The following is a 26,509-nucleotide window of genomic DNA, read 5'->3' as shown; positions in this document are numbered from 1 at the left end:
CCGCAGACCGTTGAGATAGTACGAACGATTGGAGGGAACTGTTATGGAAACGAGTGAAATGAACAAACAACTGAAGTTACTTTCACCTGCCAAGAGGGCGTTGCTTCTAAAAGCATTAGAGAACAAAACGGATGTCAAACCAGTTTTGATTCAGCGTTGTAATAGAAATGATTCTATTCCTTTATCATCCTCCCAACGTAGGCTGTGGTTCCTGGATCAGCTGGAGCCAGGCAACCCTAGCTATAACATCCCGTTAGTTATCAGACTAAAGGGTGCTCTGGACGTGAACAGCCTGCAAGAAGCATTCTGCCGCATCGTCAACAGACATGATGTACTGCGGACGTCCTATACGCTTCAAGACGAGAAACCCGTACAACAAATCCATGAGCATATGCCAGCAGAGCTTTCCGTCCTGGATTTGCAGGAGCAGCCTGATGGCTCCAGCGTGGAAGAGATTACAGCTCGGCATGCAGGAATATCCTTTCAACTGGACAAAGGACCGCTCTTTGATTCTCTTCTGATCCGTGTAGGCGACGATGAGCATGTGTTGTCGGTCCTGTTCCACCATATCGTATCCGATGGCTGGTCGCGCGGAGTATTCCTGAAGGAGCTTATGTCTTTGTACAGCAGCTTAACTGGGAATAGGACAGCAGATCTGCCTGACTTGAAAGTACAGTATCAAGATTATGCGCAATGGCAAACCGATGGATTGCACGATCATCAGCTTGAAAAGCAGCGTAAATACTGGAAACAAATTTTTGAGGAAGAGGTTCCGGTGCTGCAGCTGCCGTGGGATTATCCACGCCCTTCCAAGTCGAGTTACCGTGGGAACGTCTACCCGGTCAGGATTTCAAATTCGTTGACGCTGCAGCTGGAGTCGTTCCGCAAAGCCAAGGGCGTTTCCTTATTCATGCTACTACTGACAGCGCTTCAAGTGTTGCTTCACCGTTATACGAACAGAGCGGATATTGTGGTCGGTACAGCTGTAGCTGGACGGGAAACGCCGGAAATCGAAGATTTAATCGGTTGCTTCATTAATACCGTAGCCTTGAAAACGGTCATTAATCCGGACGAAACCGTGGATGCCCTGTTAATACGAATTCGCGAAAACGTTCTGGACAGCTATGCCAATCAACGGTTGCCTTTCGAGCAGCTGGTGGATGAGCTGAGGATTGAAAGAAATATAAGCTATCATCCCTTGTTCCAGGTCATGTTCATTCTTCAGAACACCCGGACGCCTTCTGCCAAGCTGAATGGTCTGGAATTTGATGTTCAGCATGTGCATAACGGAACGTCCAAATTCGATCTCATGCTGGATTTAACGGAGCACGATGGAGAAATTCGAGGATGGTTGGAGTATAGTAAGGACTTATTCCAGGAAGAAAAAATTGCCAGATTCACCGGACATTATCTCTCCTTGCTTGCGAGTATCACAGAACAAGCGGATGCCAGAGTGTGGGAGCTTGAGTATCTGACAGACCGAGACAAATTTGAGCTTACGCAATGGAACAAGACATCTGCCGATGTCGATACAGGCCAAAGTGTTCATCACTTGTTCGAGCAGGTCGCCGAAGAATACCCTGACGCGGTTGCGCTTGTTTTTGAGAACGTGGAAATGACTTACGGAGAACTGAACAAAAGAGCTAACCAGCTTGCCCGCCTCCTGAAGCGGGAAGGGGTGGGGATGGAGGTACCCGTTGGCTTGCTGGTTGAGCGTTCCTTTGAAATGATGATCGGTCTGCTCGCCATTCTTAAAGCCGGCGGGGCCTATGTGCCGCTGGATGCCCTTAATCCGGATGAACGGTTGTCCTATATGATCGAGAATGCGGGCATATCCATTGTGATCGCACAGCATCATCTGGTTGGCCGTATGCAAACTTTCCATGGCAAGGTGATTGACTTTGAACGCGACCGGAACGCCATTGCGATGGAGCAGATTCATAATTTGAACGAACCATTCGAAGAGAACCAGCTTATGTATGTCATTTACACCTCCGGCTCCACAGGGAAGCCGAAGGGAGTCATGAATGCGCACAAAGGGGTTATGAATCGCTTATGGTGGATGCATAAAACCTATGGTCTTGATGAGGAAGACAGGGTGCTGCAAAAGACACCACTCAGCTTCGATGTTTCCGTGTGGGAATTATTTTGGCCTTTGATGGTGGGGCAGCGTTTGATCATTGCTAAGCCGGAAGGTCACAAGGATCCCGCCTACCTAGTGGAACTGATCAAGGAGCATAAGGTTACAACGATACATTTTGTGCCTTCCATGCTAAATGTATTTCTGGAACAGGACGTGCTTGCGGCATGTGATTCGCTCCGATACGTATTTTGCAGTGGCGAGGCTCTCCCTTACGAACTGCAACAGCGTTATTTCAGCAAAATGAATGCAAATCTTCACAATTTGTATGGTCCGACGGAAGCTGCGATAGACGTCACTGCCTGGGAATGCCGCCCGGATTACGAGAAGAAAGTGACCCCGATCGGAAAACCGATCGACAATATACAAATTTACATATTGGATGCGAAAATGCAGCGGCTCCCTGCCGGGATTGCCGGAGAATTGTATATTGGCGGCATCGGTCTGGCAAGAGGCTACTATGGCCGGCCAGACTTGACTGCTGCACAATTCGTCCCGAATCCATATTCGGCTGATCCGGGTGAGCGGCTGTACAAGACCGGTGATCTTGCGCGGTATTGGCCGGATGGCACGGTCGAATATATTGGCCGGATGGATTACCAAGTCAAGCTTCGCGGATTCAGGATTGAACTGAGCGAAATTGAACATGCGGTTGCACAATTCCCAGGCGTTAGGGAAAACGTGGCAACCGTCAGAGAAGACATGGGAAGCGGAAAACGGCTGGTCGCTTACGTTGTTCCTCAGGAGGGACGATCGATTCATCCACCTGAGCTCAAACAATACTTGAAGTCAGTCGTTCCAGATTATATGGTGCCTTCGTTAATCGTTATCATGAAGGAATTCCAATATTTATCTAACGGGAAGCTAGATCGCAAGCAACTGCCTGTTCCTCAAGAAGGGGAGTATGAGCGAGAGGGCGCATTTGTTCTCCCGAGGACTGAGACCGAAGCAAAGCTTGCAGTGATATGGTCGCAACTTCTTGGTATTTCGCAAATCAGCGTACACGATAACTTTTTCGAACTTGGCGGAGACTCGATTTTAAGTATTCAATGTGTGTCCAGAGCGAATAAAAACGGCATTCACATGTCGACCAAGCAAATGATGGAACATCAGACCATTGCTGAGCTGGCGCAGGTGGTTAAAGAGACCGCAATCAGAATGAACGAGCAAGGAGTTGTTACAGGTGAAGCGGGATTAACGCCAATCCAAGCGCGATTCTTCCAACTGGATCTGGAAGAGAAGCATCATTACAACCAGGTTGTTCTGCTGAATATACACAAGCCCGTCAGCAAGTTGAGATTTGAAGAAGCGGTCGGTCAGCTAATCAGGCATCACGATGCACTAAGAACCGGATTTTCCTGTCACGATAACAGCTGGAAGCAGTCATTTATGGAACCAGGAACCAGGTATGAAACGGCTTCCTATGTCGATCTAACCAGCGTGGAAGAGGCACAGCAACAGGCAGTTATTCAACAATTGTCTGCAACGATTCAGGGCTCATTGGATATTGAGGGCGGAAATGTCATACGGTTCGTTTATTTTGATTGTGGAACCCCGCAAAGTCACCGGTTGCTGATCGTTGCGCATCATCTCGTCATTGATGGTGTTTCATGGCGAATCCTTATAGAGGATTTGCAAACACTGCTCTGGACGGACGAAGCGCTGCCGCTCAAAACGGCTTCGTATAAGCAATGGGCCGCCATTCTGCCTGAGTGGGCGAATCGGGCAGATCTGAACAGCGCTTTGGCTTATTGGCGCCATCAACGGACGCTTGCATCAGATACTGGATTCCAGGCTTCGGGCAGGGGTCTGAAGGCCGTCACCCGGCATACGGAGACGATTGATTTTCATTTGAGCGAGCAAGAGACAGCATCTTTAATGGAACATGGGCATCGTGCTTACCGGATGCAGCTGGACGAGCTATTGCTGACCGGATTTCTGCATACGGTCAAGAAAGAGTGGGGACAACATCGTATCCAGATTGATCTGGAAGGGCATGGACGCGAGGAACTGTTCGAAGAAATCGATTTGACACGAACGGTAGGCTGGTTTACTTCCATTTATCCGGCATGTCTGGTTCTACCAGAAGAAGGAATGATTGGAGAAGCACTGCTTGCAGTCAAGGAACAACTTAGAGCTGTCCCGCACAACGGGATGTCATTTGGCTTATTGAAATATTTATCAGCAAGCGAAGAGACTTTATCCTCGTTTCCTGCATCACACATTTGCTTTAACTATTTAGGCAACCTCGATTCGATGTTCTCGTCGGGGCCATCGCAATTTGCAGACCTTGCCAACGAGCCTGTTGGTCCTGCAATGAGTCCGAACCAGCGTAAAATATACGCGTTTGAATTGAATTGTTCGATAAAGAATAACGGTTTGATCGGCTCCATTCAATATGATTCAGAGCAATACAGTTCCGCTGAATTACGTGCATTTATTGCCGGCTGGAAACAATCGCTGATCGAGATAAGCGCCCATTGTAAGAGGCAATTCCACCGCAGATATACGCCTTCCGACTTCTCAGCCAAATGGCTGAACCAAACCGTAATCGATCAGTTGACAAGTTCAGTTACGGAGGTAGAGGACATCTATGAATTGACCCCCATGCAGCTGATGATGATATCTCACAATTTAATCTCTCACAAATCAGGCAATAACACGCAGATATTCACATGTCTCCTTCGCGGACAACTTGATCTGACCTGCTTTAGGTCCGCATGGAGAGCTGTCATTCAGCGCCATGCGATCTTGAGAACTTCCTTTCATTGGCGCAATCTAAAGGAACCCGTCCAGATGGTGCACAAAAAAGCGGAGTGCGAGTGGACTGATCTGGATTGGAGTGGAGTACCTGAGAGTCAGTTGGAGGAGAGGCTTCAAAGCTATTTGGATACAGCGTGCAATTCTCCCATGGATATCAACAAGCCGGGGCTGATGCGGTTTGCGCTGATCCGGGTTCAGGACAACCAGCACCGCTTTATTTGGAATTACGCGACCTCTCTATTCGACGGGTGGAGCTGGTCGATCCTGCTACGTGAAGTATTCGAGCTATATTCCGGGTTTGTGAAAGGCGAGCCTGACGGATTGGAGCCGGCAGTTCCATTTTCCACTTACATCAATTGGTTGCGTGAGAACAATGAACGTGATTCCCAAGAACGCTGGAGGCAGCATTTTGAAGGATACGACAATGGGCAGCTCCCCAATATCCCGAAGCGGGCGGAATACTTCCTGAATGCTGATTATAAGGCGGGATATGAAGAGCTGTCCTTAACGAATGCGGAGACTTCAGCCCTGACACTCTATTGCAAGAAAAATGGCATCACGCTAAATACGCTGCTTCTTGGTGTATGGGCGCTGACGCTCAGCTTATACAATCGAAGCGATGATGTCATCGTCGGTGTCTTGAACTCGGGACGCTCCGTTCCTGTCAACGATATCGACAACATAGTCGGGGTATTTGTCAATACGGTTCCATTCAGAGTCCAAGTTAAGCGAGAAATGGAAATTAGCGAATGGCTCAGAAGTATCCAGTCAGAGCAAGCCAAATTGAGTGAAAATATCCTTGCTGATCCGAGAAAGATTGCCAAATGGGCGCAACTGCCCAAGAAGTGGCTCCAGCAGGCTATCTATGATGCGACATTCGTCTTCATCACTGCGGAAGAAGAGTATTATGCATCGCCGGGTACTGCCATTCAGCTAGAAGATACGCAAAATATTCTCTATATGAATATTCCGCTGCGTGTCTATGCCGCCCCCGGCGAATGTTTAACGTTGAGTGTCAAGTACAATCACTACTTGTACGATGCTCTAGACATTAGACAAGTCCTGCAAAAGATGTATGGTCTCTTGTCCCGGCTTTCAGTCACAATCAAAGTAGAGCAGTGGGGTACATATGCGCGATGACATGATCGTAACAGTTGGAGGTTGCTATGGATTTTAGTATATTCTTCTTTTCCAGCTACAAGCAAAGCGCCGCGGATAAATACAAATTGCTCAAGGACTCGGCCCAATTCGGGGATCGTAACGGATTTTCGGCCATATGGACGCCGGAGCGGCATTTTCATGAATTTGGCGGATTGTTCCCGAATCCATCCGTTCTTTCGGCAGGACTTGCGATGATTACTGAACGGATTCAAATCCGTTCAGGAAGTATTGTTTCTCCGCTGCATCATGTAGCTAGGATTGTTGAGGATTGGTCAGTGGTCGATAACCTGTCAGCCGGGAGGGTGGAGTTGTCCTTCGCTCCCGGCTGGCACAGCGATGATTTTATTTTTCACCCTGAACGATTTGACCAGCGCACCACATTCATGTTCGATCAGATTGAGCAGGCCAGGCGCTTGTGGAGAGGGGAATCGGAAGTTTTCACGAACGGATCGGACAAGCAGGTGGAAATCCGTACGTATCCGAGACCGATTCAGGAAGAACTGTCCGTGTGGGTCAGCACCAATGGCAGTGTGGACACCATTCAAAGAGCCGGTGAAATGGGGGCTAATTTGCTTACTAATTTCATCGGACAAGATATTCATGAACTGAACCGGAAGCTTGCCATTTACCGAAAGGCGCTGCACGACAATGGGTATTCCCCCGATTCGCGCAAAGTAAGCGTGATGCTTCATACCTATCTGGGGAAGGACATCGAACAGGTGAAGAGAGTTGCAAAGCAGCCTTTCAAAGACTACCTGTCAACCAGTATGTCGCTGATTAAACAGGTGTATGAAACCAAAAAAATAAGCAATCCAGAACTTGAAAAGCAATTAAAGAATCCGCTCGTGTTTGAAAAATTTCTGGAGATCGCTTATTCCCGCTATTGGAATACAGCCGCATTACTGGGGACGGTAGATTCCTGTTCCGAGCTTGTGCGGAACCTTCAGCAGATTGGCGTCAATGAAATTGCCTGTCTAATCGATTTCGGAATTGAAGATGAGCTAATCATCAGAGGATTGGATACGTTGTTGGAACTGAAAGAGAAATTCCATTCATGATTGACGAGGAATATTTTGAAGGAGACTGACTTTTATGAAACAAAGTAAAATGTTAGCGGCACTATTCATATCCGTAATGATTGCGATAACTTTTTTTCCATCCGGTGCATTGCGCGCAGAAACAACCAAAGTATCCGAATTGAATCGTTATGAAGGGTATTCTCAAGCGGCTTATTCCGGGTGGGTCAAGAGCTCAGAATATGTAGAAGTACGGGATGGCACCAAATTGGCGGTGGATATCTTCAGACCGGCGAATGATGGCGTAGCTACAAATGAGAAGTTGCCTGTCATTTGGACGCACGCCAGATATCATAGAGCTTACGATCAGAATGTTATGCTCGATTATGAGCCGTGGCTCAGAACCACTTTATCGCATGGCTATGTCGTCGCCGCTGTGGATGCACGCGGAACAGGGGCATCGTTCGGATCACGATATGGCGAATTTCCGGAGGAAGAGGCGATGGATGCCTACGATATTACGGAATGGCTCGCCGCCAAAGAATGGTCGAATGGTAATATTGGCATGTATGGACGCTCCTACCTTGGCATTACCCAACTATTGGCAGCGGGCCAGAAGCCTCCGCATCTGAAAGCCATCATTCCGCAGATGTCTATGTTCGATGCGTATGGGTTTATTTATTCAGGCGGCATTTTCAAGAACGGTTTCATGAGAAACTGGGGAGCAAAAGTGAACTTCCTAGATAAAACATCAGACGCGGTCAAAGTCGATGAAGATAAAGATGGCTCCCTTTTTAAAGCTGCACAGCAAGAACACCAAAAAAATATGGATCCCTACAGCATTTGGTCCATTCTGGATACACGTGACGGGTTCGACGAAATTACAAACAAGCAGTTATTTACAACTCGAAGTCCGTCCAGCTATCTAAAGGGAATTGAGGAGTCCGGCGTAGCCATCTACCAGATTTCCGGCTGGTACGATATTTGGACGAAAGACGCGTTTCTCTGGCATTCCAACGTCTCCAATCCCCGCCGGCTGATGATCGGACCTTGGCCCCACGGTGTGAAAGACGACTTGTCTGTTGAGCATATCCGTTGGTTCGATTACTACCTCAAGGGAATCGAGAACAACATTGCCAAAGAAGATCCTATTCAGTATTACACGATGAGCTCTGAAGGGCAGAAAGGTGGTTGGCGTTCGACTGATGTATGGCCCTTAAACAACCAGCAGGTAGTGAATTTTTATTTTGAGCAGGGCGATCCCAACGCCAAAGAATCTGTAAATTCCGGATTGCTTTCGATGAAAGTTCCAAAAGGCAAGGATGCGGTTGATAAATATACCGTTGATTACACAACGACCACGGGGCCGGAATCGCGCTGGAACCACGCAGCAGGCGGTTTGTTCAATTACCCTGACTTGAGCACCAACGATGCCAAGGGACTCACCTATACGACAACTGCCTTGTCTGAGGACGTGGAAGTAACCGGACATCCTGTTGTCAAACTTTCGATATCTTCCTCTAACGAAGATTCGCAAGTGTTCGCTTATCTGGAAGACATTTCGCCTAATGGGGAGTCTAAATACGTCACGGAAGGGGCAATTAAAGCCTCGCACCATAAAGAATCCAAACCCATCTACAACAATCTTGGTTTGCCGTTCCATAGCGGGAATAAGGCAGATATCGAGAATCTCAAGCCGGGTGAAATTGTAAATCTTTCGTTTGATCTGATTCCGACTTCCTACATTTTTGAGAAGGGTCATCGCATTCGACTGACGATAACAGGCTCGGATATCGATAATGCCTTAACGCCCATTATCAAGGATGCGAATTTTTCCATCTTCCGCAATAGCGTTCACTCCTCTTTCATCGAGCTTCCGGTTATTGGCGGAACATTGGCCGCTACTGCTGAAAAAATGGCAAAAGAGGATGATACCGGTCCAACATTCTTTAATACTACCCAGCTTGTCATTGGAGGCAGCATCATATTGATCCTGCTGCTTGCTGCTCTCTATTTCCTTAGTCAAAGAAACAAGAAGAATCCAATGTAAAGGGGAAATACGGATGAAGAAAATGATATGCAATGTGCTAGCCATCGGGCTGGTCGCTGCAAGCTTAACCGGCTGCACACAGAACAATGAACCGAAAACGAACCCGGATAGCAAGCAGGCTGCCCCAGAAACGATTGTACCGCCAACAACAGGTCCGACCAGGCTTGTTCTGGCACATGTCCATGCCGGTAAGTATGGAGAAGCATTAAATAATCTGGTAAGAGAATTTAATAGAAAGCAAGATAAAGTATATGTCACGACAAAGCTCGTCTATGGAGACTATGAAGGCATTATTAATGAAGAGTTGATGAAAACAGAGTTGCCGGATATCTTCCAAGGCGGACACAGCTATTTAAGTTATATTAAGAACAATGTGGATATTGTTCCCGTTCAGCAATTTGTAGAAGCAAAGAAAATGGATTTGTCCGATTTTAATGCTAATCTACTGGAATTCGGTAAGAGCGAAGACGACGGCAAGCTGTACGGAATGCCGTTTGCGATTAGCACCCCGATCATATATTACAACAAAGACTTGTTTAAACAAGCGGGACTTGATCCCGAGAAGCCTCCTACTACTTTCGATGAAGTCAGACAATACGCCAAAAAACTCGCAGACGCAGAAATGCAAGGCGTGTATTATAATTATTCGATTTCAGGAAACTGGATGATGCAGGCTCTGATTGAAGGGTTTGGCGGTAAAATTGCGGATACGGAATTCCGTTTTAACAGTAGTGAAGGAGAACGTGCATTGCAATACCTAGTGGATCTGATCCACAGTGATAAGAGCATGCCTAATATCTCGGAAAGCGAGGCTTACGGGCGGTTCATATACGGTAAACTGGGGATGTTTATCAGCACATCAGCATCGATCAAGTCCATCCTGGATACGAGTACATTCGAAGTAGGCACTGCGCCATTCCCAACAGACGGCAAGAACCCGCGAAAAGTTCCCGGAGGTGGCAATAGCTTGTATATTACCAAATCCACACCTGAGAAGGAAGCAGCGGCATGGGAATTCATCAAATTCGCCACCTCAGCTGAAGGCTCTGTCTTATTCGCACAGAGTACGGGATATATGACGACAAGCAAAAGCGCAGTCGCACAGGGTGGAGGCATGGAACAATACATTGCAGCTAATGAGCAATTCCAAGCGCCATATGACCAATTCGATGATATCGTCCGCTGGTATAATCCGCCTATTGCGCTAGAAACCAAATTCCATACCATCCTTCAGAAAAATGTTCTCTACGCGTTAACAGGAGCGAAATCATCGAAAAAGGCTCTGGATGACTCGCTTGCGGAGATGTCCTCTTACAACAAGTAGTTGAGGTCGCTTAAAGAAGATTGGAGGTAAGCGAAGTGGATCTGTTATCAAACGTTATGTTCTACAACTTCATGGATTGCCGGAGAACACAGGTGCTGCGCGGGTTCGACCGGGCTTTTCCGTCATACTTACTGTTCTTTAATGTGTACGAGCATTCTTATCGGGTATATGACGAAATTGTAAGGCAAGGGAAAAATGGCTGGACGTACCCTTGGTCGCTCGACCTTCGAATGCTAAGTGAAGATCTGGGCATGGATGAGCAGCAACGCAGCTTCATTAACTTTAGCGATGCTAAACCTTATATTGTTAAACAGCTGAATCAAAGGAACGAGGTCTATATTTGGATCCGAAATAAATATATTCCTCATATGCAAATCACCCAAAGCGACCCCGAAGCAATTCATTCCTTGACCTTGATTTCGCATGACAATGACATGTTCACCGTATTCGATTATCCATTCGAGAGAGTGTATTCAACAGAAATATTAAGTGCCGCATTCGATGATGTCATCGATGCCAAGAAAGTTGTAACCACGTACAAGTGGAATCAACTTGAAGTGCAAGGAGAAACGGTACAGAAAATTGACCGATGGTTTCAGAAGCGGATGGTAAGCATTCAGGACGAATTTATACATTATGATACACTCATCGAAGACTTAAGAACGTTGGATATCTATCAATCCATCAATCGTTGTATCCATTTCTTTGGGGTCATTGCTCTGTCCAGGTTGTTGACGGCGATCTATATGCAGAAGAGCGGTTATTCGGAGGCGGCCCTATACAAATGCCAACAATCATCCAGAATTGCCGAATCGACCAAAAATTATTTTATAAAACTTCAAATAAATCCATCGAAGATTTCCCTTGACACTATCAAGGAGAGATGCCAATCCGTCAAGCAGTTGGAAGTTGAATTTCTCCAGTGTATTCAGTTAGAGCTGAGAACAGGGAAGAAGGATGGCATACGGAACAGAAGTCTTCAGAAGGCGGAAGGTATCCACTTTTTCGCAACTGACAGCTCGATCTTGTTGAGATGGGAAGAGAATGCGCATGACCTGGTAGAGTACCACGTATCTATAAACGGTGAACACACAGGCAGCAGTTCAGTAAATTCTTACATGATCGAGAACGTACAGCCAGAACAAAGTTATGAGATCAAAATAATCGCCCGCAACCATTATGGCATGCATAGCGAGGAATCAACCTTGCGAGTTACGACTGAAGCGCTCCGACGTAAGGGGAATTTGTCCGCATTCAAACCTGTCAATTGCTCTTCCGAGGAAATTGATCGTCTTGCAAAGCAAAATGTCGTTGACCAATGTCCGGATACAAGATGGAGCAGCAATTATACCGATCATGAGTGGATTTCTTTGGACTTGGGCATGCAGAAGGAGTTTAACCGTGTCCGCCTGCTGTGGGAGGAAGCTCATGCGCTTGAATACCAGCTAGAAGCCTCTGAAGATGGGAGGCAATGGAGGGTTTTGGATCGGATAACCAATGGCAAGAGTGGAGAGTATGAGTGGACAGGTGGAAGAGAGCAGGCTAGGTTTGTGCGGGTGAATTGCTTCAAACGTTCTGGGATTTTCGGTTATTCATTGTGGGAATTTTCCATTTTCAACGATTAATGGACAGGGGAAAGAATGTTGTCCTGTTAAGTGGGCAACATTCTTATCCTCTAGCCATCACTATTAGCAGAAACTTTACGGTTTAGCACTTTTAACGCTTCCCGTTTGCTTAGATTGGACAGTCTGGTTGATTCCACATAACCGATAACCACTTCAGGGTTATATTTGCTGTATTGGCGGAGGCTCCATCCGATTGCTTTCTGTATGAAGAACTCATTCGACTCCAAGACGTTGTTAATATAGTAGAACAGTCTCTCGGCGTCTGTATGATGCTTGTACTTCAATTGATACAGGATCGCATTACGTTGCAGCCAAATATTATCGGAATGAATCCATCTGTCAGCGATTGCAAGCTGTTCCGGGTAAAGTGAGAAATAATGGCCTGCATGATTAGAAGCTATATGGTCGACTGTGTCCCACCAAGGCTTCACAATCGTTATCTGTTCGATTAATAGAATGTCATCGGGATGGAACTTTCGTTTTCTCATGTCCATGATTTGAAGGGCGGCATTTTGGAGCTCCCGTTCTTTCATGTCCCATAGTGTGGTAATTGTGTCAACAACCTGATCTTCATTTGGGAAACCATTTTCTTTTATGAATTTATGCGTAAGTTCCTTTCTTAATGGGGATTGGATACCGAAAAACTCAAACTTGTTCCGCATATAGTTTTTCATTTTGTGCGCTAAAAATGGATTTTCATGTTGAGCAAAGAGGTTTCTTAATTGATCTAGGCTTTTTAATAACAATACGTTCGCTCCTTCGTTCGAAATGTATTTTCTACCAAATTATATTTATCATATAATAGTTTACACATTTTTCCTAAATCTCATGTCCTTATTATCTAATTTTAACCGAAAGGGAGCATTGCTATGGCGGAAAAAAATGCAATTCAAAACTTCAAACAATTTTACCGATTGGGGGTTACCTTAAAAGATTTGAATGTGAATATGTGGAAGCAGCCCAAGACCAAGACACAATGGAAATGATCGAAGAAACGGTCCAGATAAGAGAAGGGCTGGTCAATCAGCCAAGGGATGAATAAGATGGCTCATTGTTCAAGAGCTATCATCAAATTAATCCCGCCTGATTGACGAATTAGCAGCGAGAAATCTGAATGACGCTACATGAGCTATTCTCCAACTGCTCGCACTTCCATCTATGCGTCTGATTAAGTTGCTCAAAGTAAGGGAGAAAAGGGGACGGGTCTTCTCTTATGATTAGATTGGTCATATGCGCACATCGCAATGCTTCCTCGACGACATTCTTCTTGTGGTCGAAATCGAACGATCTCCAGGCAGGTAAGATGACAGCTAATTCATAGCTGTTATTGTCGAATGGCAAGTAACATCCGCTTAAATGATAGGTATTCTTGCCCTTGCTGCATAGCTGTATGTAAGATTGCCGATTCGTTTCAACTATAGTTGAAACCTGAGGAAGATCGGAGAACGTCTCTCCATGCACAACAAGCACGTTGGAATAATACATTGCCCGAATGAACTGCTTGATCTGTTTTACTTCTTGCTCTGTAAGTTCTTCAACGTTCAAGTGTGTCATTTTATCGTAATAGAACTTCCAAACTTCATAGTATCTGCAATAAAGCTCGCAATCCAGATTGGGGAACTTCTTAATAATGTTTCTTAAATTGTGGTCTGCGGTTTGGGATCTGGAAGACAGATTGATTTCATGAGGATGATGTACACCCCATGCCTTCCGTCCAAGAGCAATTTTGGCATTGCTTTTATAAATCCAATAGCCCCATTCAGTATCTTCACCACCCCAACCTTGGAAGCCCTCGTCTAGACATCCGGCGTTCTGGATCGTCTTGCGGGACAATGAGATGTTGCCTGTCCAGAATACGTTCCAGGGAGCATTCAAGGTCATAATGTCATCATTTGCGTTATGGTAGTGAGTTTCCCGTTCGTCTGGAATACTGTCACTGAAGGCATAAAAGTTCTCCATAAAGGTAGAATAATCCTGTGCCTTTAAAAAATCGTAGTTTTACGTTCGAATGAATCCAAAGCGTAAATATACCCGATCACAATCAAATCCATTGTTATGGAATTTGGTATGTTCCTCGACAAATTCCGGTCCGGTAACTATCTGAGTCTAAGAAAATGAGGATTTCGGCCTGTGTGTGAATAATCCCATAGTTTCGCTTTGCTGAGACGTTCGTATATGCCGGAATATTGAGATAATTGAGGTTCAGTCTTGATGCGAATTGATGATTAACAGTGTCCATATCATGGAATTCTATTGATCAATGAGTGAGACGGAGAAATTCGAATATGTCTGGTTGGCTAAAGCCTCTAGAACCAACGTCAGAATCTCTTGTCTCTTAAAGCGGTACAATAACCGATATCTCCACTGCCAGTCCTCCTAAATCTATATTATTGGGATCCAGTTTGAAACCAAGGGTATTGAAATAGATTAAGCGCATACAAATGATATCATTATTTACATACCAAAGAAACAATTATTTGTACTTCATCCCATAATTATCCTCGAAGTGTACGATATAACTAATGTTTCGAAAAGAATTATTTTACTCATAGAATGGAGATTGAGCGGGCCAATTTAATTTTCCTTTAAATTGAAGCCCTATAATGAATTTGGATGAACTCTGAACGTTGCTTATAGCATAGCCGTAACGATAGAACCAAGTTACAAAAATATAGCGTTAATGAAATATTGCGGATAAACAACTCGTTAATATAAATCTGCAGCAGACAAGCAGTCAACGAACTGTTATTCAAGGCCATGCATGACCTGGGTTTATTAGCGAAATCGCAAATCGTGGACATAAGACTACAAAGCAAAAAATACATCAAGGCTGGAAAGCAATTAGCTAACGACTTATTAGAACTTGAGGAGAATATGTGGTCCTGTGTGTTGGAGTTGAGAGGCAAGGAAATGAGCACAGTAGAGCAGGAGGGCTAAGGATGACAAATGAAGTGGAAGAAATCATTACTAAATATCTTTAGAAAAAACGACGTGAATGTATCCAAGTCAGATTACGAGAAATCACTAGATGCTCTATGAGGAATAGATTTTATTTCGTATGTTCAAATTTTATTCGATATATCGAAGCATTTTCAAATTCAAACTTCAGATGAAGACTTTGTTAATTCCGATTTAAGTACTTTTAATGGCGTGTTAGCTTACATTAATGCCAAGTTTATTTCGGGTTGAAGTCTTGTCTGGACGGTGACCTATCCTCTGCCAAATTTGGCAATCTGGATTTGCTGTGCACTGCCCAAGCCAGAGCTGTGTAATGGATAGGGGAGTTAACCGGGAAGGGTTCAGCGAGGTTTCCTATTTTGTTGCAGTTTTCGCAGCTTTTATGCATCAAAGCAAGGGGAGGGGCTTCTACTCTGCCTATGCCAAGGCAATGATGGACAGTTGATGTCAATGTAACAATATGGAAATAAGGACCTTAAAGGTAAACAATCAAATAGATGACTAGAGGGGGAAATGAAGTGATCTTATTTTGCTTGCCTTATGCTGGTGGGTCGGAAGCGATCTACTGTCATTGGAATAAATTTCTGGACTCTTCGGTGGTATTAGAACCAATTCCACTTAAAGGGAGGGGAAAGAGAATCAAAGAAGAATTTTACGACAGCATAGAGGAAGCTGTTGAAGACATTTTTGAACAGCTTAAAGAAAAGATTGGAAATACGGAGTACGCGATTTTCGGTCATAGTATGGGAGCAATTCTAGCTTACGAGTTGTATTATAAAATAAAACAAGAAAATCTTCGGTTGCCGGACCATATCTTCTTCTCAGGACACCGGCCGCCGAATATGCCGCGAAGAGAAGAACCGATACATTTGCTGCCGGATGACGATTTCATAAAAGAAGTAATTGCATTAGGAGGAACCCCGCAAAATATAGCCGTACATAAAGAATTGCTGCAAATGTTTACGCCCATTCTTAGAAGCGATTTCAAGATGCTGGAAACGTATCATTACAGAAAGAAAAAAGAGAAAATTCAATGTGAAATTTCCGTTTTAAACGGAAAAGAAGATGATATAACGTCAGAAGAGTTAATAGCCTGGCGTCATCATACGGATATGAGCTTCCATGTCTATCCTTTTACCGGAAGCCATTTTTTTATACACCACAATATCGAACAGATAACGAAGCTCATTAATCATATTCTTCTGTCTAAGGTCACAAAAGCGAAAATTTGAATGCAGGTGCGTGTGGGAGGTGCCATCGCACGACAAATGGTCTAGCCGGGAGGCACGATGCTAGCAGCTTAGGAGGATCGCGAACGTGGCCAACTAGATTGTTTCAATGATTAAAGAATGGCATAACCGGTTGCTACAAAGCGTGTAGACGGTCGTCTTTCTAGATGCCATCTATTTGAAAGTAAAGCAGGATGACATTATCGTGAACAAAGTTGGAAGAAACAAGCCAGCTACTGAACTCCACCTTAATTATAAGAATTGAATAATAAGGAGATAATAACTTTGAGCGAAAATATAATTGATTTTCGAGAGCTTTGTAATGATCCTACAATTAAATCAACAATTGATGAGACAGTTATCAGCGATATCTTTTTACCTCCAGCCAATGGTTTATCTGTAAGCTTGACTTTTGACGATGGGCCATACGAAAGCTATACTCCAGCAATACTGGATTTATTAAAAGAATATGGAGCAAAAGCTACTTTCTTCGTATATGGTGAGTTTGTCTCTAAATTCCCTGAAATGGCTCAACGCATTGTAGCTGAAGGGCATGAAATAGGGAATCATACCTTCACTCACCCCGATCTTACAACATTAACGCTGGATGAGTTAATGATAGAGATACAGAAAACCGAGCATGCGATAAAGGAGATTACTCAGTCCACAAGCGTTTTATTCAGGCCGCCATACGGTTGTTTTCCAGAAGCAGCGGTACCATATGTTGAACATCTAGGTTACCGATTTGTTTTATGGTCAAGAGACATGTATTTAAAGGATTGGGAATTGCCAGGAGCTGACGTGCTGGCGAACAGGATCTTGACGAATGTAAGAAGCGGATCCATTATTTTGCTTCATGATGGTGGAGGGAATCGGGAACAAACCGTGGAGGCAGTAAAAAAAATACTCCCGCTTTTAACGCAACAAGGGTATCAATTCGTTACTGTGAGCAAACTAATTACAGAATATAACAAGGTTATTCAAAATAAAGTCGAATTAGAGGTCCCATGAACGGAGAAAGCCAGGAATTATATAATTTCCAGCGTAGGTCAGTGCTACCTTGATCCAGCAGATGGGTATCGAAAATTATTATTCACTTGGAGTAGATAACTCTGACTACTGCGTATACGAATACTCACGGGATTGTTTGGGTGATGGGGTACGCTGTCTGACGAAAAGAACATATAGACATTGAAAACCGCATAAATTGCGGGGGGTTTCAATGTCTATCTAAGCGCAGCTTAATAACTTCGTTGTTTAATTCCAATTATTTTATCGATGAAGGAAGGATTGTCGCAAAGCAAGGTCTGCAAAAATATGTGATTGGACTCAGTGAATGGATAGGTTTTACAGAAGGATTTTTTTAGCGATCCGGTTTCGCTGGAATCTCAACTAGAATTCATTGGGGTGAAGCTTGCGAAGTCCTGATTAACGTTTGACAGCCCACGGTTTTCCCTGAACTGATGGCATTACGGATAGAGATGATAAGTGTCTCGCCCATTTGGGCTGAGACTAAGGAAAAATGGTCGACTTCGTCACATTTACCGGTTCGATTCGAGTGCTAAATAGGTAATCAATGTTATATCCTTCCAACCCAGAGGCAATTCACTGGGTTGGGGATATTCGTATAGTTTACATAAATCATAATCATTTATTTTTATAGACATCCAAGAAATCTACGATTTGTGCCTTATGATGTTCGTCATGATGAATAAATATATGTACAAATTTGTGGAAGGTAAATTCATCATTATCGATTTTAAACTTTGTACTTTCATTATATTTTTCTTCTAAAAGTTCTAACAACTGTAATCGAGCCTTTACTAAGTCATCCAGAAGTGAGTTTAAGGAAGTATAGGACTGGGCAAATATTGCTGCATCATCGTTATGTTTTTGAATATCTACGAAGAACAGACTTGCTCCTTCTACCATATTTGGAACCATTACTTCTAAACTATTTTTATCCCAACTCATAATGTGCGTTAGAATTTCTCTAATCGCCCATTTGCCCGATGCGATTGGTTTCAGCCAAAGCTCATCGTCAATCCCTCTTAGTTCCTCTACCCAAGGTAAGAAGTCTCTAAACTGATTTAAAGTGTTGTTATGGTTTAATGTCTCGTTGTTGTTGATAGCCATTATTAATCCCCCTTAATAATACTTTAATCCTCACTTTAACATTACTATAAAATAGTATAAAATACAATAAATTCTTATTTTAAGCCGTGAAGAGTATTGGTTAGTGAGGAAATTACAGGAAGATGCTGTTTGAGGGGTTTAAGTTTTGTGCCTTTTTATCGAACTGATTTGGCGAGCCGCCAGCTTTCTTACAGCAGTTCTTTCATTTGCGTTGCCCACTGGCCGTTATGTTCCGCGATGCCTCGGCAATCGCGGAACAAATGCGTATTACAAAGCGCATGATCATAGGAATAAACTTCTTTGAAATAGACGGGCAAGCAGTCATGAACAACAGTCCCTGTATAGAGGGGCAGTAAACCCAAATCATCCATTCCCTGACTTTCGCACTTGAGGTGAGCACCTAACAACGTCCAACCGCTGTGGGATACCACATGAATCCATTGTGTTTTTCCTTCGGTCCGACATCCGATTTCGTATACGTGAGTTACAGATTTTTGAAGTCATGGCGTCAAGATCGTCTGTTCAGCATCATCCAGGGAATGAACATCGATTGGAAGAACGAAAGCAGCGTCGATTCGCTGGGTCGATAGCCTGTCGAGTAGGGTTTAGATGTGCTCGGAAAAAGAGGCTTTAATCGCCTGAGAGAAGCCGGTCAGGTTGTCCAATGTCGGATGACAAGAACATTATATGCTTAAAAGTCGCATAGCAGCGGCCTTTTTTATTTTAACGATACAAGTTCTTGTCACAAGTCAGTGACAAGAACTTGTATCGTTTGCCGTATTGGGACAATAACATATATTGTTTCCCGTAATTGAGAATATTCTCAATGCATTGTTATGAAAGCAACCCTAACTGTGACCAAAAGAGAGTACTAATGAACTTTAATTTGATAAGATCGATAAAATAGGCCGAAACAAATTGAAGGAACTAATGGTCTGGATTAAAACCCGGATACGGAAAAGGATGCGCCCATGGACAAACAATCCATCTTCGACATTGTCGTACATCGCAACCCTTGAGCTGAGGAGGTAAGAGGCGCAACGGAGATACAGGACGTCATCAATATTTATTGTACTTTTATGAAACTTTCTCAAAATGTTGTTTTCCGGAGGAATATTTTGTAACTAAATCGAACTCTTTCCTTGTTAAATATATATTTCAGACAGGGGTTTAGAAAAAATGAAAAGAAAATTGGTAACAACTATTGGTGTCAGCGCGATAGCAATTTGTGCTTTTTCAGTTGGTGTATTTGCCGCAACAGATATCAAATTGTTCGTGAATGGCAAACAATCTAAAACAGATATCCAAATCATTAACGATGTGAGCTATGTACCTCTACGCGAGGTTTCAGAAATGCTAGGCGCTGAAGTTAAGTGGGACGATGCAACTAGAAAAATATCCATTAGCAATGGAAAAGAACCGGCAGCTAATGCAGATCCAGAACCAACCTTTAGCTACCAGACTAATGCATCACTTACCTCATGGCCTATGGAAATGAAAATCAACAAAGTGTACATGAAAGAAAATTTTCAATTGTACGAGTATTACACTCCTATTAGGGCATTGGTGATGGAAGTGGAAGTGAAAAACACCTCAAACAAAGAAATAGATTTTTATCCAACCATGTCTAGTATTGTGCTAAATACGGGAGAAACAGCAAAATGTGCAAATATTGACTCAGATTTCATTTCTGGAGCTTTTGCACCCAATGCTGTAAAAAAGGCTAGACTTTCTTTTGAAATTAAAAGCGATTTCTCTTCCATTTCTAAGTTCACCTACAAAACAATGGGCGCATCAGTAGGTTCAATTCAGAATAGCAGTCCCTCAACCACTGTATATCTTAAATAATTCCATATAATAGAGCGAATGAATAGGAGAACATGAAATGAAAGTCAAGTGGATCAGTTTAAGTTTGTCAGCTATGCTTCTCACCGGGATGGGGGGACAGCCTGTCCAAGTCGCAGCAGCAGCGGACAACGAAAAAAACACAACCGTCACTTCACCTATGCTTCCCGCAGCTTTCACCGATTTACAAGGACACTGGGCAAAAGACGTCGTACAAACTTGGCATCAACGCGGAGTAGTAAATGGTGAAGGGGGAGTTTTTGAACCCAACCGCCAGATAAGCAGGGCCGAATGGAGCGCACTTATCAACCGCATCTTTCAGTATGAAAAAGAGGCCCGAAATTCCTTTATAGACGTTAAACCGGAAGAGTGGTACGCCTCCGATATTCAAAAAGGTATTGCTGCCGGCTACGTGAGTGGCTTTGAAGATGGCACCTTCAGACCGGATGCTCTACTTTCCAGGCAGGAAGCGGCCATTACATTATCCCGTATCCTGCATTTAAAAGAGAATTCCGTTGTTACTTTTACAGACCAAGAGCAGTTACCTGAATGGAGCCGCGCCTATGTTGGAGCGGCAGCAGATGCCCGCATCATAGATGGCTACCAAGACGGCTCATTTGGTCCTCTAAACGCTTTAACTCGGGCAGAGGCCGTGCAACTCCTTGACCGCTCGTTTGGTTATTATGGCCAGTGGTATGGAGAATCCGGCACTTATGGCAACGAGCAAACAAGAGAGCAGAAAAAGGGCAGCGTCGTCATTAATTCGCCAGGCGTGACGCTTCAAAATATGGAGATCGCTGGCGATCTTATTATCAGTAAGCAAGTAGGGGACGGCGACGTGTTCCTCAAAAATGTAAATGTTAAGGGACGCACTTTAATCTATGGTGGCGGAGAGAATAGCGTACATATGGAAGACAGTGTCCTACTCACGGTTATCGTCAACAAGAAAACCGGTACCGTTCGTCTTGTAGCTGAAGGTAAAACAACAATCCAGGAAATAACTATACAATCCGCTTCAAATGTCGTTTCAAAAATGGGGGCAAATATCAACCACGTCACACTTGCCAAAGAATTACCTGAAAAATCTCGAGTACATCTTAATGGATCGTTTAATTCTGTTGATATCGACGCAAAAAGTATTTTCGTACAAGTACCTTCCGGAACCATTAATAACCTGACTACGGATAATACAGCTGAGGGAATATCTCTAGAGCTAAGTCATGAAGCTAAGATACTGGAAGCAGTTTTAAATGCAGCAGCTACAGTTCTTGGCGAAGGCAATGTGGGCAAAGTCACGGTGAATACCAAAGGAGTCTCTTTCGCACAAGCTCCGGAAAAAGTTGAGCTGGGCAATGGCGTACCTGCAGATACAACAATAAAAATTGGCCAAACGGATATGCCGGTTACAGGAGAAAAAATTAATCCTGTTCCTTCAAATGGAAGCTCTCAAAATAATGATAGTGGCAGCTCTAATACAGACCATAGTGGAGGAGGAAGTTCCACGCCTGATTCAGGCGGGGGAAGTAGCCCTGGAAGTGGTGATGGTACAAATAATAATGGAAACCTCCCACCACTTTTCGATAATGGGAAATGGTTCTCTATAGCATTAGAAAATGAAGCCGTGACTGTAGGTGAATCAGTTTACGTATATAGTCCGCGTAAAGGCACTGCCTATCTAGCGCCAGCATCAATTGACACTACGAATAGAACCATGTTAGAAGAAGCTGTAAATACCGGAATAGCAAAAAAAGTTCAGATTTCACCTTATACTCGTACTGAAATTTCAACTCAAGGGTTTCACACAAATGGATATATCACCGAATCGAAAAAAGTAGTTGTTTTGGATGAGCAAAACACGGCGTCCTTTTGGGTTATATTAACCTTACTTGACGGATCTGATGTAGATTTAAAATTATACGGCTTAGGTATGAGCGGCGGATCCGCTTCAGATCAAAATGAAACATTTCACTTTTCATTTAATCGCAAAGTGCAATTAATACCGGGTAATGAAATTTACGACTTTATACAATTATCAATAGATTCTGAAACACCCAATTTTAAATCGTTAAAGGATAATGATTTAGTTAAAATTGAAGTAAAAGATCATAGGATACTCATGAAAGCAACAAAGGATTTAGGGAAATCTGTATACTTCCGCCTGCTTCCCGGCGCTGTTGAAACAGTTGATGGCAACTACAAAAATACCGAATACACTTCAGTAAAGATGTCCTCCACTATTAGGCTATATCTTTTAGAAGGAGAGACAACCCTAAAAGTAGGAACAAAAGTAAAATTTAAGGTCTCACGTGAAGCAGATGTTTACTTTGTTTATAAAAACAATGTCCCCCTCACTAAGGATCAATATGACAAAGAAGTAAGCGATGGACATGGATTGCACATTCTAGTTCCTGAAGATGGAATAAATACTATTTATGAATTCGATACTAAGGATCTTCAGCCTGGGGATTATCAGATGATGTCCCTTTATAGCGGTATTGGTTATTTTATTACACTGAAAAAATAAATTTACTCTAGAGATGAATTAGCACCATGGAAGGCGATATGACCATGAATCTCTTCACCCATTACAGACAGCGCGAAAATCACTGCACCAATGTACTATTGAATCTGCTTGCTATGAACGAAGCGATCCTGCTTAAACCGTTTCTGGAGAAACTGATTCCTGGAGCCAAGAAGCTGGTACTCAAAGATGTTCGATTTCTGCTTTTCACCGAGAATCCACCAGCTGAAATTAAGCCGTTTGAGTATGTTATCGGGGTCGCCCCGTTCTTGCGCAAGAAAACACAGGAGGAGACAATCCCGAACCCTGGCTCGATCCCTGATGCCTGGATTTTAGGGCAGAACTTTACGCTCCAGTTCGAATTCAAGGTTACGGGTGCGTTGAACAATGCACAATCCGCGGCACATCGTGAAAAATTGCCAAACGCACAGGAAGTCGAAATCACTTGGAAACAGGTCGGGAAGGCCCTTCGCGGGCTTCAGGCTGAAGGAACGACGAAATGGCTTATCGACCAGTTCTGTGAGGTAATCGCCGATCTGGAGTCTCCGAGACCTGCATCAGGAATGCCGAAGCAAATCATTAGTCATCGCAAGGCGCAACCGAACGAGCCATTCTTTGTCATATCCGGAAACAAGCGACTTGGTAAGTACAACATAGAGAATGTCAGTCCCGGAGCACAAGAACGAAAGCTGCTCACAAACGGCATCGGTATCCAGGAGAGCCGCCGTTGGATTCAGAAGTACATCCAATCGAATGAAGAGCCTGGTATCTATCTTACCGAAGATAATGTTGTTATTGATTGTTGTATCGATCCGGATAGTAGGATAGAGTCGTGGAATCGGTGGCGACTGGGCTCGTACTAAATACTTATTTACTAGGCACAAAATTTATTTTCTTTCAAGAGTTGGACTTTGATTCCAGCTCTTTACTACATCAATCATAGGAAGTGAAAAATAGCTAATGAAAGACAGTTTCGATAATTACAAAAAGTTTATTGAAAGCGATCCGATTTTTGTCTTTGATACGAACGTTTATTTGCAACCATATCGATTTACGCCCCACGCAAGAGATCAAATACTTAAAGCGCTGAAAGATAAAACTGATTCAACTTTTATTCCGCACCAAATTTACGAAGAGTTTTTGCGTCATTGCGATAAGGAAAGGGATAGTGGATTTGGTAAGTACATAAACATCAGAAGAGATATAAACAGTTTGGTTGAGAACACAAAAAACACTACCGATGGTATTTTCGTCAAAGCCCTTGAGTTTAAATATCCGTTGGTAGGAAAGCTCAAAAGTGATCTGGCGGATATTATTGCTAACATGAAGGCTGTGTATGAGCAATACGAAAAAGATATAAAGCCTGAAATTGACAAAGACAAAGAGTCTCTTAGGAAAGATGAGACGAAAGGTTATATCGAACAACTAGCTAGTGAGGGTAAAGTGGGCGCTGTTTTCACTCAAGCTGAACTTCTAAACATATATGCAGAGGGAAAACTTCGCTACGAGCATCTTTTACCCCCTGGCTTTGAGGATTCTGTAAAAGACAGGGATGATCCGACTAGACGGAAAAAGTTTGGAGATTTAATATTATGGAAACAAGTATTGTTACACGCTAAAAGTACGGGGCGAGATGTCATATTTATTACAAGGGATGTGAAAGGTGACTGGTGGGAGCTAGAAGGGAAAGATGAAGTTCCTGTTGAATCAAGACGGGAGTTAATTAAAGAGTTTAAAGAAATTACTGAAAAAGACTTTATGATGGTTACTTTAAATAATTTTATTGCATATAACTCGCGCATTAATAAAGTTGATAACACTTTAGTATTTATTGAAATGAATGCAATTGATTACGCAGACGAAGTGTTTGAGGATTGTAATTGGCTCGAGATATTAGATTCGGAAATGGATTTGACAACACACTTAATCCATAGTGGTGATTTACAGGAATACGTTGATGATCCACTGTCTGATGTTGATGTAAATTCATATGAGGGTCAGCATAAGGTTTTAGAGATTGAATCTGTTGAGATGGTAGAGAATAAAGTTTTCATTCAAGGCGTTTTTGAAAAAAACGTGGACATATCGATTAGTTCAAACTCATATGGTAGAGAAAGCGTTCACTATAGTTCTAGTTCAGGCGTTTGTACGATTCAAGGGTCATTCTCCATTACTTTCTTAGTTGTATCCACAGAGGAGAATGGGGATGAAGGAATTGAAGGCATTGAATATGATGATTCAAGTGTCGAAATAGATGTTGGTGGTTTCAGCGTTGTTGATTGTCATGTTGAGTGTGACGACGATGATGACTATGATGATGGATACAGTGGTTATCACGAGGTATGTATACATTGTAGTAACAGCGCAGTTTATCAGACTAATAGTGGTGAGGGTGTTTGTGATAGCCACTTCTCACTTTATGACTATTGTTCCGGTTGTGGATGTTTATTCCCGCTTCATACGTTAAGAGGCGCTAAATGCAGTAATTGCGATGATTAAGATTTAGTTGTTATTTAAAAAAACGTATAACGGGTGAGGCGAAATATTAAAAGCGACGGGGCATTACTCCCGCGCTTCTTACTCTTTTTGGAAGGAGTCCACAATAGATGTAAGTGTTCTTGTCCTCTAACGATATATGTTCTTGTCAACTATACGTTGCTGGTTTATGAAATTGTCGGATGACAAGAACATATATGCTTAAAAGTCGCGAAGTAACGGCTTTTTTTATTTTAACGATATAAGTTCTTGTCACTGACTTGTGACAAGAACTTATATCGTTTACCGTATTGGGACAAGAACATATATTGTTTCAAGTAATTGAGGATCTTTCTCAATTACTATGCTTAATTTGTAGAAAAGTGGGATATCTAATATTTAGACGTGACGGGAAACACAGTTACGTTGAAAGTAGATTTAAATAATCTCACGATGCGATATTAACAGAATGAGAAAACAGCGGCGCATACGCATACGGCAAACGATATATTTTCTTCTCATCCGACAGATTATGTTAGGCTCAAATACATAGACAACAAATAATACATACAGATCAGATCGCCGGTCTGCTGATATCAAGCGGCATATAAATGAAAAATTACGTAAAATAATGATTTGACGAATAAATTCCAACAGGTCCAATGTTGGCAGCGAAAGATGGCTCGCATGGACTGAACTGATGTATAAAAGATGGAATTTATGTCCATAATGATTTATATCAGGACCTCGTAATTCCCCCGATACAACCGCCAAAGGTTTGATAAATGAAGTTGTAAGCTCGTTGAATGGATATCTAAATTAGCTAGAGTTTCAAAAGATTACATGTTCTACTAGAAGGATTATATATGAGTAGACTGAGATACTATCGTTTGCGTAAAAGTAATAACTTCGGCTACAGACAAAGTTGGGTCACAGGGAAGGGGCGATTGGGTAGAGATTCAGTTCTATTGCTAGTTCTAGCAATAGTTGTTGTAATTCTAGTAATATGGAGATCGCACAATTCTTCGATGCATTACCGGTTGGTTGAGAGTATTGTTGTAATCGTCCTCTTTGGATTTGGACTCAAAGTAGTTCGAGGGTTTAAAGAATTATAGATTTTCTCTAACTTCTAATTTAATCAATGGGATCTTATAAAAGCTTTTTTCTGGCTGGATCTAATGTCGATTTTTAATAAATATGCTTACCGTTGGATTTCAATGGTAAGCATTTTTTTGTTTGTTTAAACGGAAAGAGGTACTTAGAATG

The 26,509-nt window shown here is 43.0% G+C and carries 15 protein-coding genes and 1 pseudogene; 12 read left to right on the top strand and 4 right to left on the bottom strand.

Annotation, left to right across the window (positions count from 1 at the left end; translation table 11 throughout):
* Positions 1-43: 43 nt before the first annotated feature.
* Genes KVT34_RS26335 through KVT34_RS26315 form a run of 5 tightly spaced genes read left to right on the top strand, consistent with a single transcriptional unit; the run spans position 44 to position 12,079 of the window.
* Entirely contained in the window at positions 44-6,043 is a 6,000-nt protein-coding gene (locus tag KVT34_RS26335; protein ID WP_217562679.1) for a non-ribosomal peptide synthetase, read from the top strand.
* Between the two features lie 26 nt (positions 6,044-6,069).
* Positions 6,070-7,122 carry a MupA/Atu3671 family FMN-dependent luciferase-like monooxygenase gene (locus KVT34_RS26330; RefSeq protein WP_217562677.1) on the top strand — a complete coding sequence of 351 codons (1,053 nt, stop codon included), beginning with the start codon at positions 6,070-6,072 and terminating at the stop codon, positions 7,120-7,122.
* Positions 7,123-7,156: 34 nt separating this feature from the next.
* Entirely contained in the window at positions 7,157-9,130 is a 1,974-nt protein-coding gene (locus KVT34_RS26325) for a CocE/NonD family hydrolase (protein ID WP_217562675.1), read from the top strand.
* A 13-nt stretch (positions 9,131-9,143) separates the two neighbouring features.
* Positions 9,144-10,454 (top strand): ABC transporter substrate-binding protein, encoded by a 1,311-nt coding sequence (locus KVT34_RS26320; protein WP_217562672.1) that lies wholly within the window; start codon positions 9,144-9,146, stop codon positions 10,452-10,454.
* Positions 10,455-10,489: 35 nt separating this feature from the next.
* The gene (locus KVT34_RS26315; protein ID WP_217562670.1) at positions 10,490-12,079 is read left to right on the top strand and encodes a discoidin domain-containing protein; all 1,590 of its coding nucleotides are present in this window, start codon (positions 10,490-10,492) and stop codon (positions 12,077-12,079) included.
* A gap of 50 nt (positions 12,080-12,129) precedes the next feature.
* Here KVT34_RS26315 and KVT34_RS26310 read toward each other — a convergent pair whose 3' ends face one another.
* Positions 12,130-12,825, bottom strand: coding sequence for a DNA alkylation repair protein (locus KVT34_RS26310; protein ID WP_217562665.1), 696 nt, complete (start codon positions 12,823-12,825; stop codon positions 12,130-12,132).
* A 349-nt stretch (positions 12,826-13,174) separates the two neighbouring features.
* Positions 13,175-14,038 carry a galactosyltransferase-related protein gene (locus tag KVT34_RS26305; protein ID WP_217562663.1) on the bottom strand — a complete coding sequence of 288 codons (864 nt, stop codon included), beginning with the start codon at positions 14,036-14,038 and terminating at the stop codon, positions 13,175-13,177.
* A 1,517-nt stretch (positions 14,039-15,555) separates the two neighbouring features.
* On the opposite strand from KVT34_RS26305, the gene KVT34_RS26300 reads away from it, so the two are divergent.
* From KVT34_RS26300 to KVT34_RS26295, 3 genes and pseudogenes are all read left to right on the top strand, one after another.
* Complete coding sequence (locus KVT34_RS26300) at positions 15,556-16,269, top strand: thioesterase II family protein (RefSeq protein WP_217562661.1); 714 nt, start codon at positions 15,556-15,558, stop codon at positions 16,267-16,269.
* A gap of 97 nt (positions 16,270-16,366) precedes the next feature.
* Positions 16,367-16,483, top strand: a pseudogene (locus tag KVT34_RS33025) (transposase); the annotation flags it as partial.
* 68 nt (positions 16,484-16,551) lie between these two features.
* Entirely contained in the window at positions 16,552-17,277 is a 726-nt protein-coding gene (locus KVT34_RS26295; RefSeq protein WP_217562659.1) for a polysaccharide deacetylase family protein, read from the top strand.
* Positions 17,278-17,913: 636 nt separating this feature from the next.
* Here the strand turns inward: KVT34_RS26295 and KVT34_RS26290 are convergent.
* Both KVT34_RS26290 and KVT34_RS26285 read right to left on the bottom strand, forming a co-directional pair.
* Entirely contained in the window at positions 17,914-18,402 is a 489-nt protein-coding gene (locus KVT34_RS26290) for a DinB family protein (RefSeq protein WP_217562657.1), read from the bottom strand.
* Positions 18,403-18,590: 188 nt separating this feature from the next.
* Positions 18,591-18,872: an IS66 family transposase gene (locus tag KVT34_RS26285; RefSeq protein ID WP_309244137.1), complete on the bottom strand. Its 282-nt coding sequence runs from the start codon at positions 18,870-18,872 to the stop codon at positions 18,591-18,593.
* Positions 18,873-19,581: 709 nt separating this feature from the next.
* Between KVT34_RS26285 and KVT34_RS26280 the strand changes: the two genes are divergently transcribed.
* The 4 genes from KVT34_RS26280 (at position 19,582) to KVT34_RS26265 (ending at position 25,267) form a co-directional block, all read left to right on the top strand.
* Entirely contained in the window at positions 19,582-20,250 is a 669-nt protein-coding gene (locus KVT34_RS26280; protein ID WP_217562653.1) for a stalk domain-containing protein, read from the top strand.
* 37 nt (positions 20,251-20,287) lie between these two features.
* Positions 20,288-22,771 (top strand): S-layer homology domain-containing protein, encoded by a 2,484-nt coding sequence (locus KVT34_RS26275; protein ID WP_217562651.1) that lies wholly within the window; start codon positions 20,288-20,290, stop codon positions 22,769-22,771.
* A gap of 26 nt (positions 22,772-22,797) precedes the next feature.
* On the top strand, positions 22,798-23,631 hold the full coding sequence (locus tag KVT34_RS26270) for a hypothetical protein (protein WP_217562649.1): 834 nt from the start codon (positions 22,798-22,800) through the stop codon (positions 23,629-23,631).
* 97 nt (positions 23,632-23,728) lie between these two features.
* Positions 23,729-25,267, top strand: coding sequence for a PIN-like domain-containing protein (locus KVT34_RS26265; protein WP_217562647.1), 1,539 nt, complete (start codon positions 23,729-23,731; stop codon positions 25,265-25,267).
* The last annotated feature ends 1,242 nt before the right edge of the window (positions 25,268-26,509 follow it).

Origin of the sequence: Paenibacillus sp. GbtcB18, from assembly GCF_019091125.1 — a bacterium.
Classification (GTDB): domain Bacteria; phylum Bacillota; class Bacilli; order Paenibacillales; family NBRC-103111; genus Paenibacillus_F; species Paenibacillus_F chitinolyticus.
This window is presented reverse-complemented; position numbering and strand designations above follow the sequence as displayed.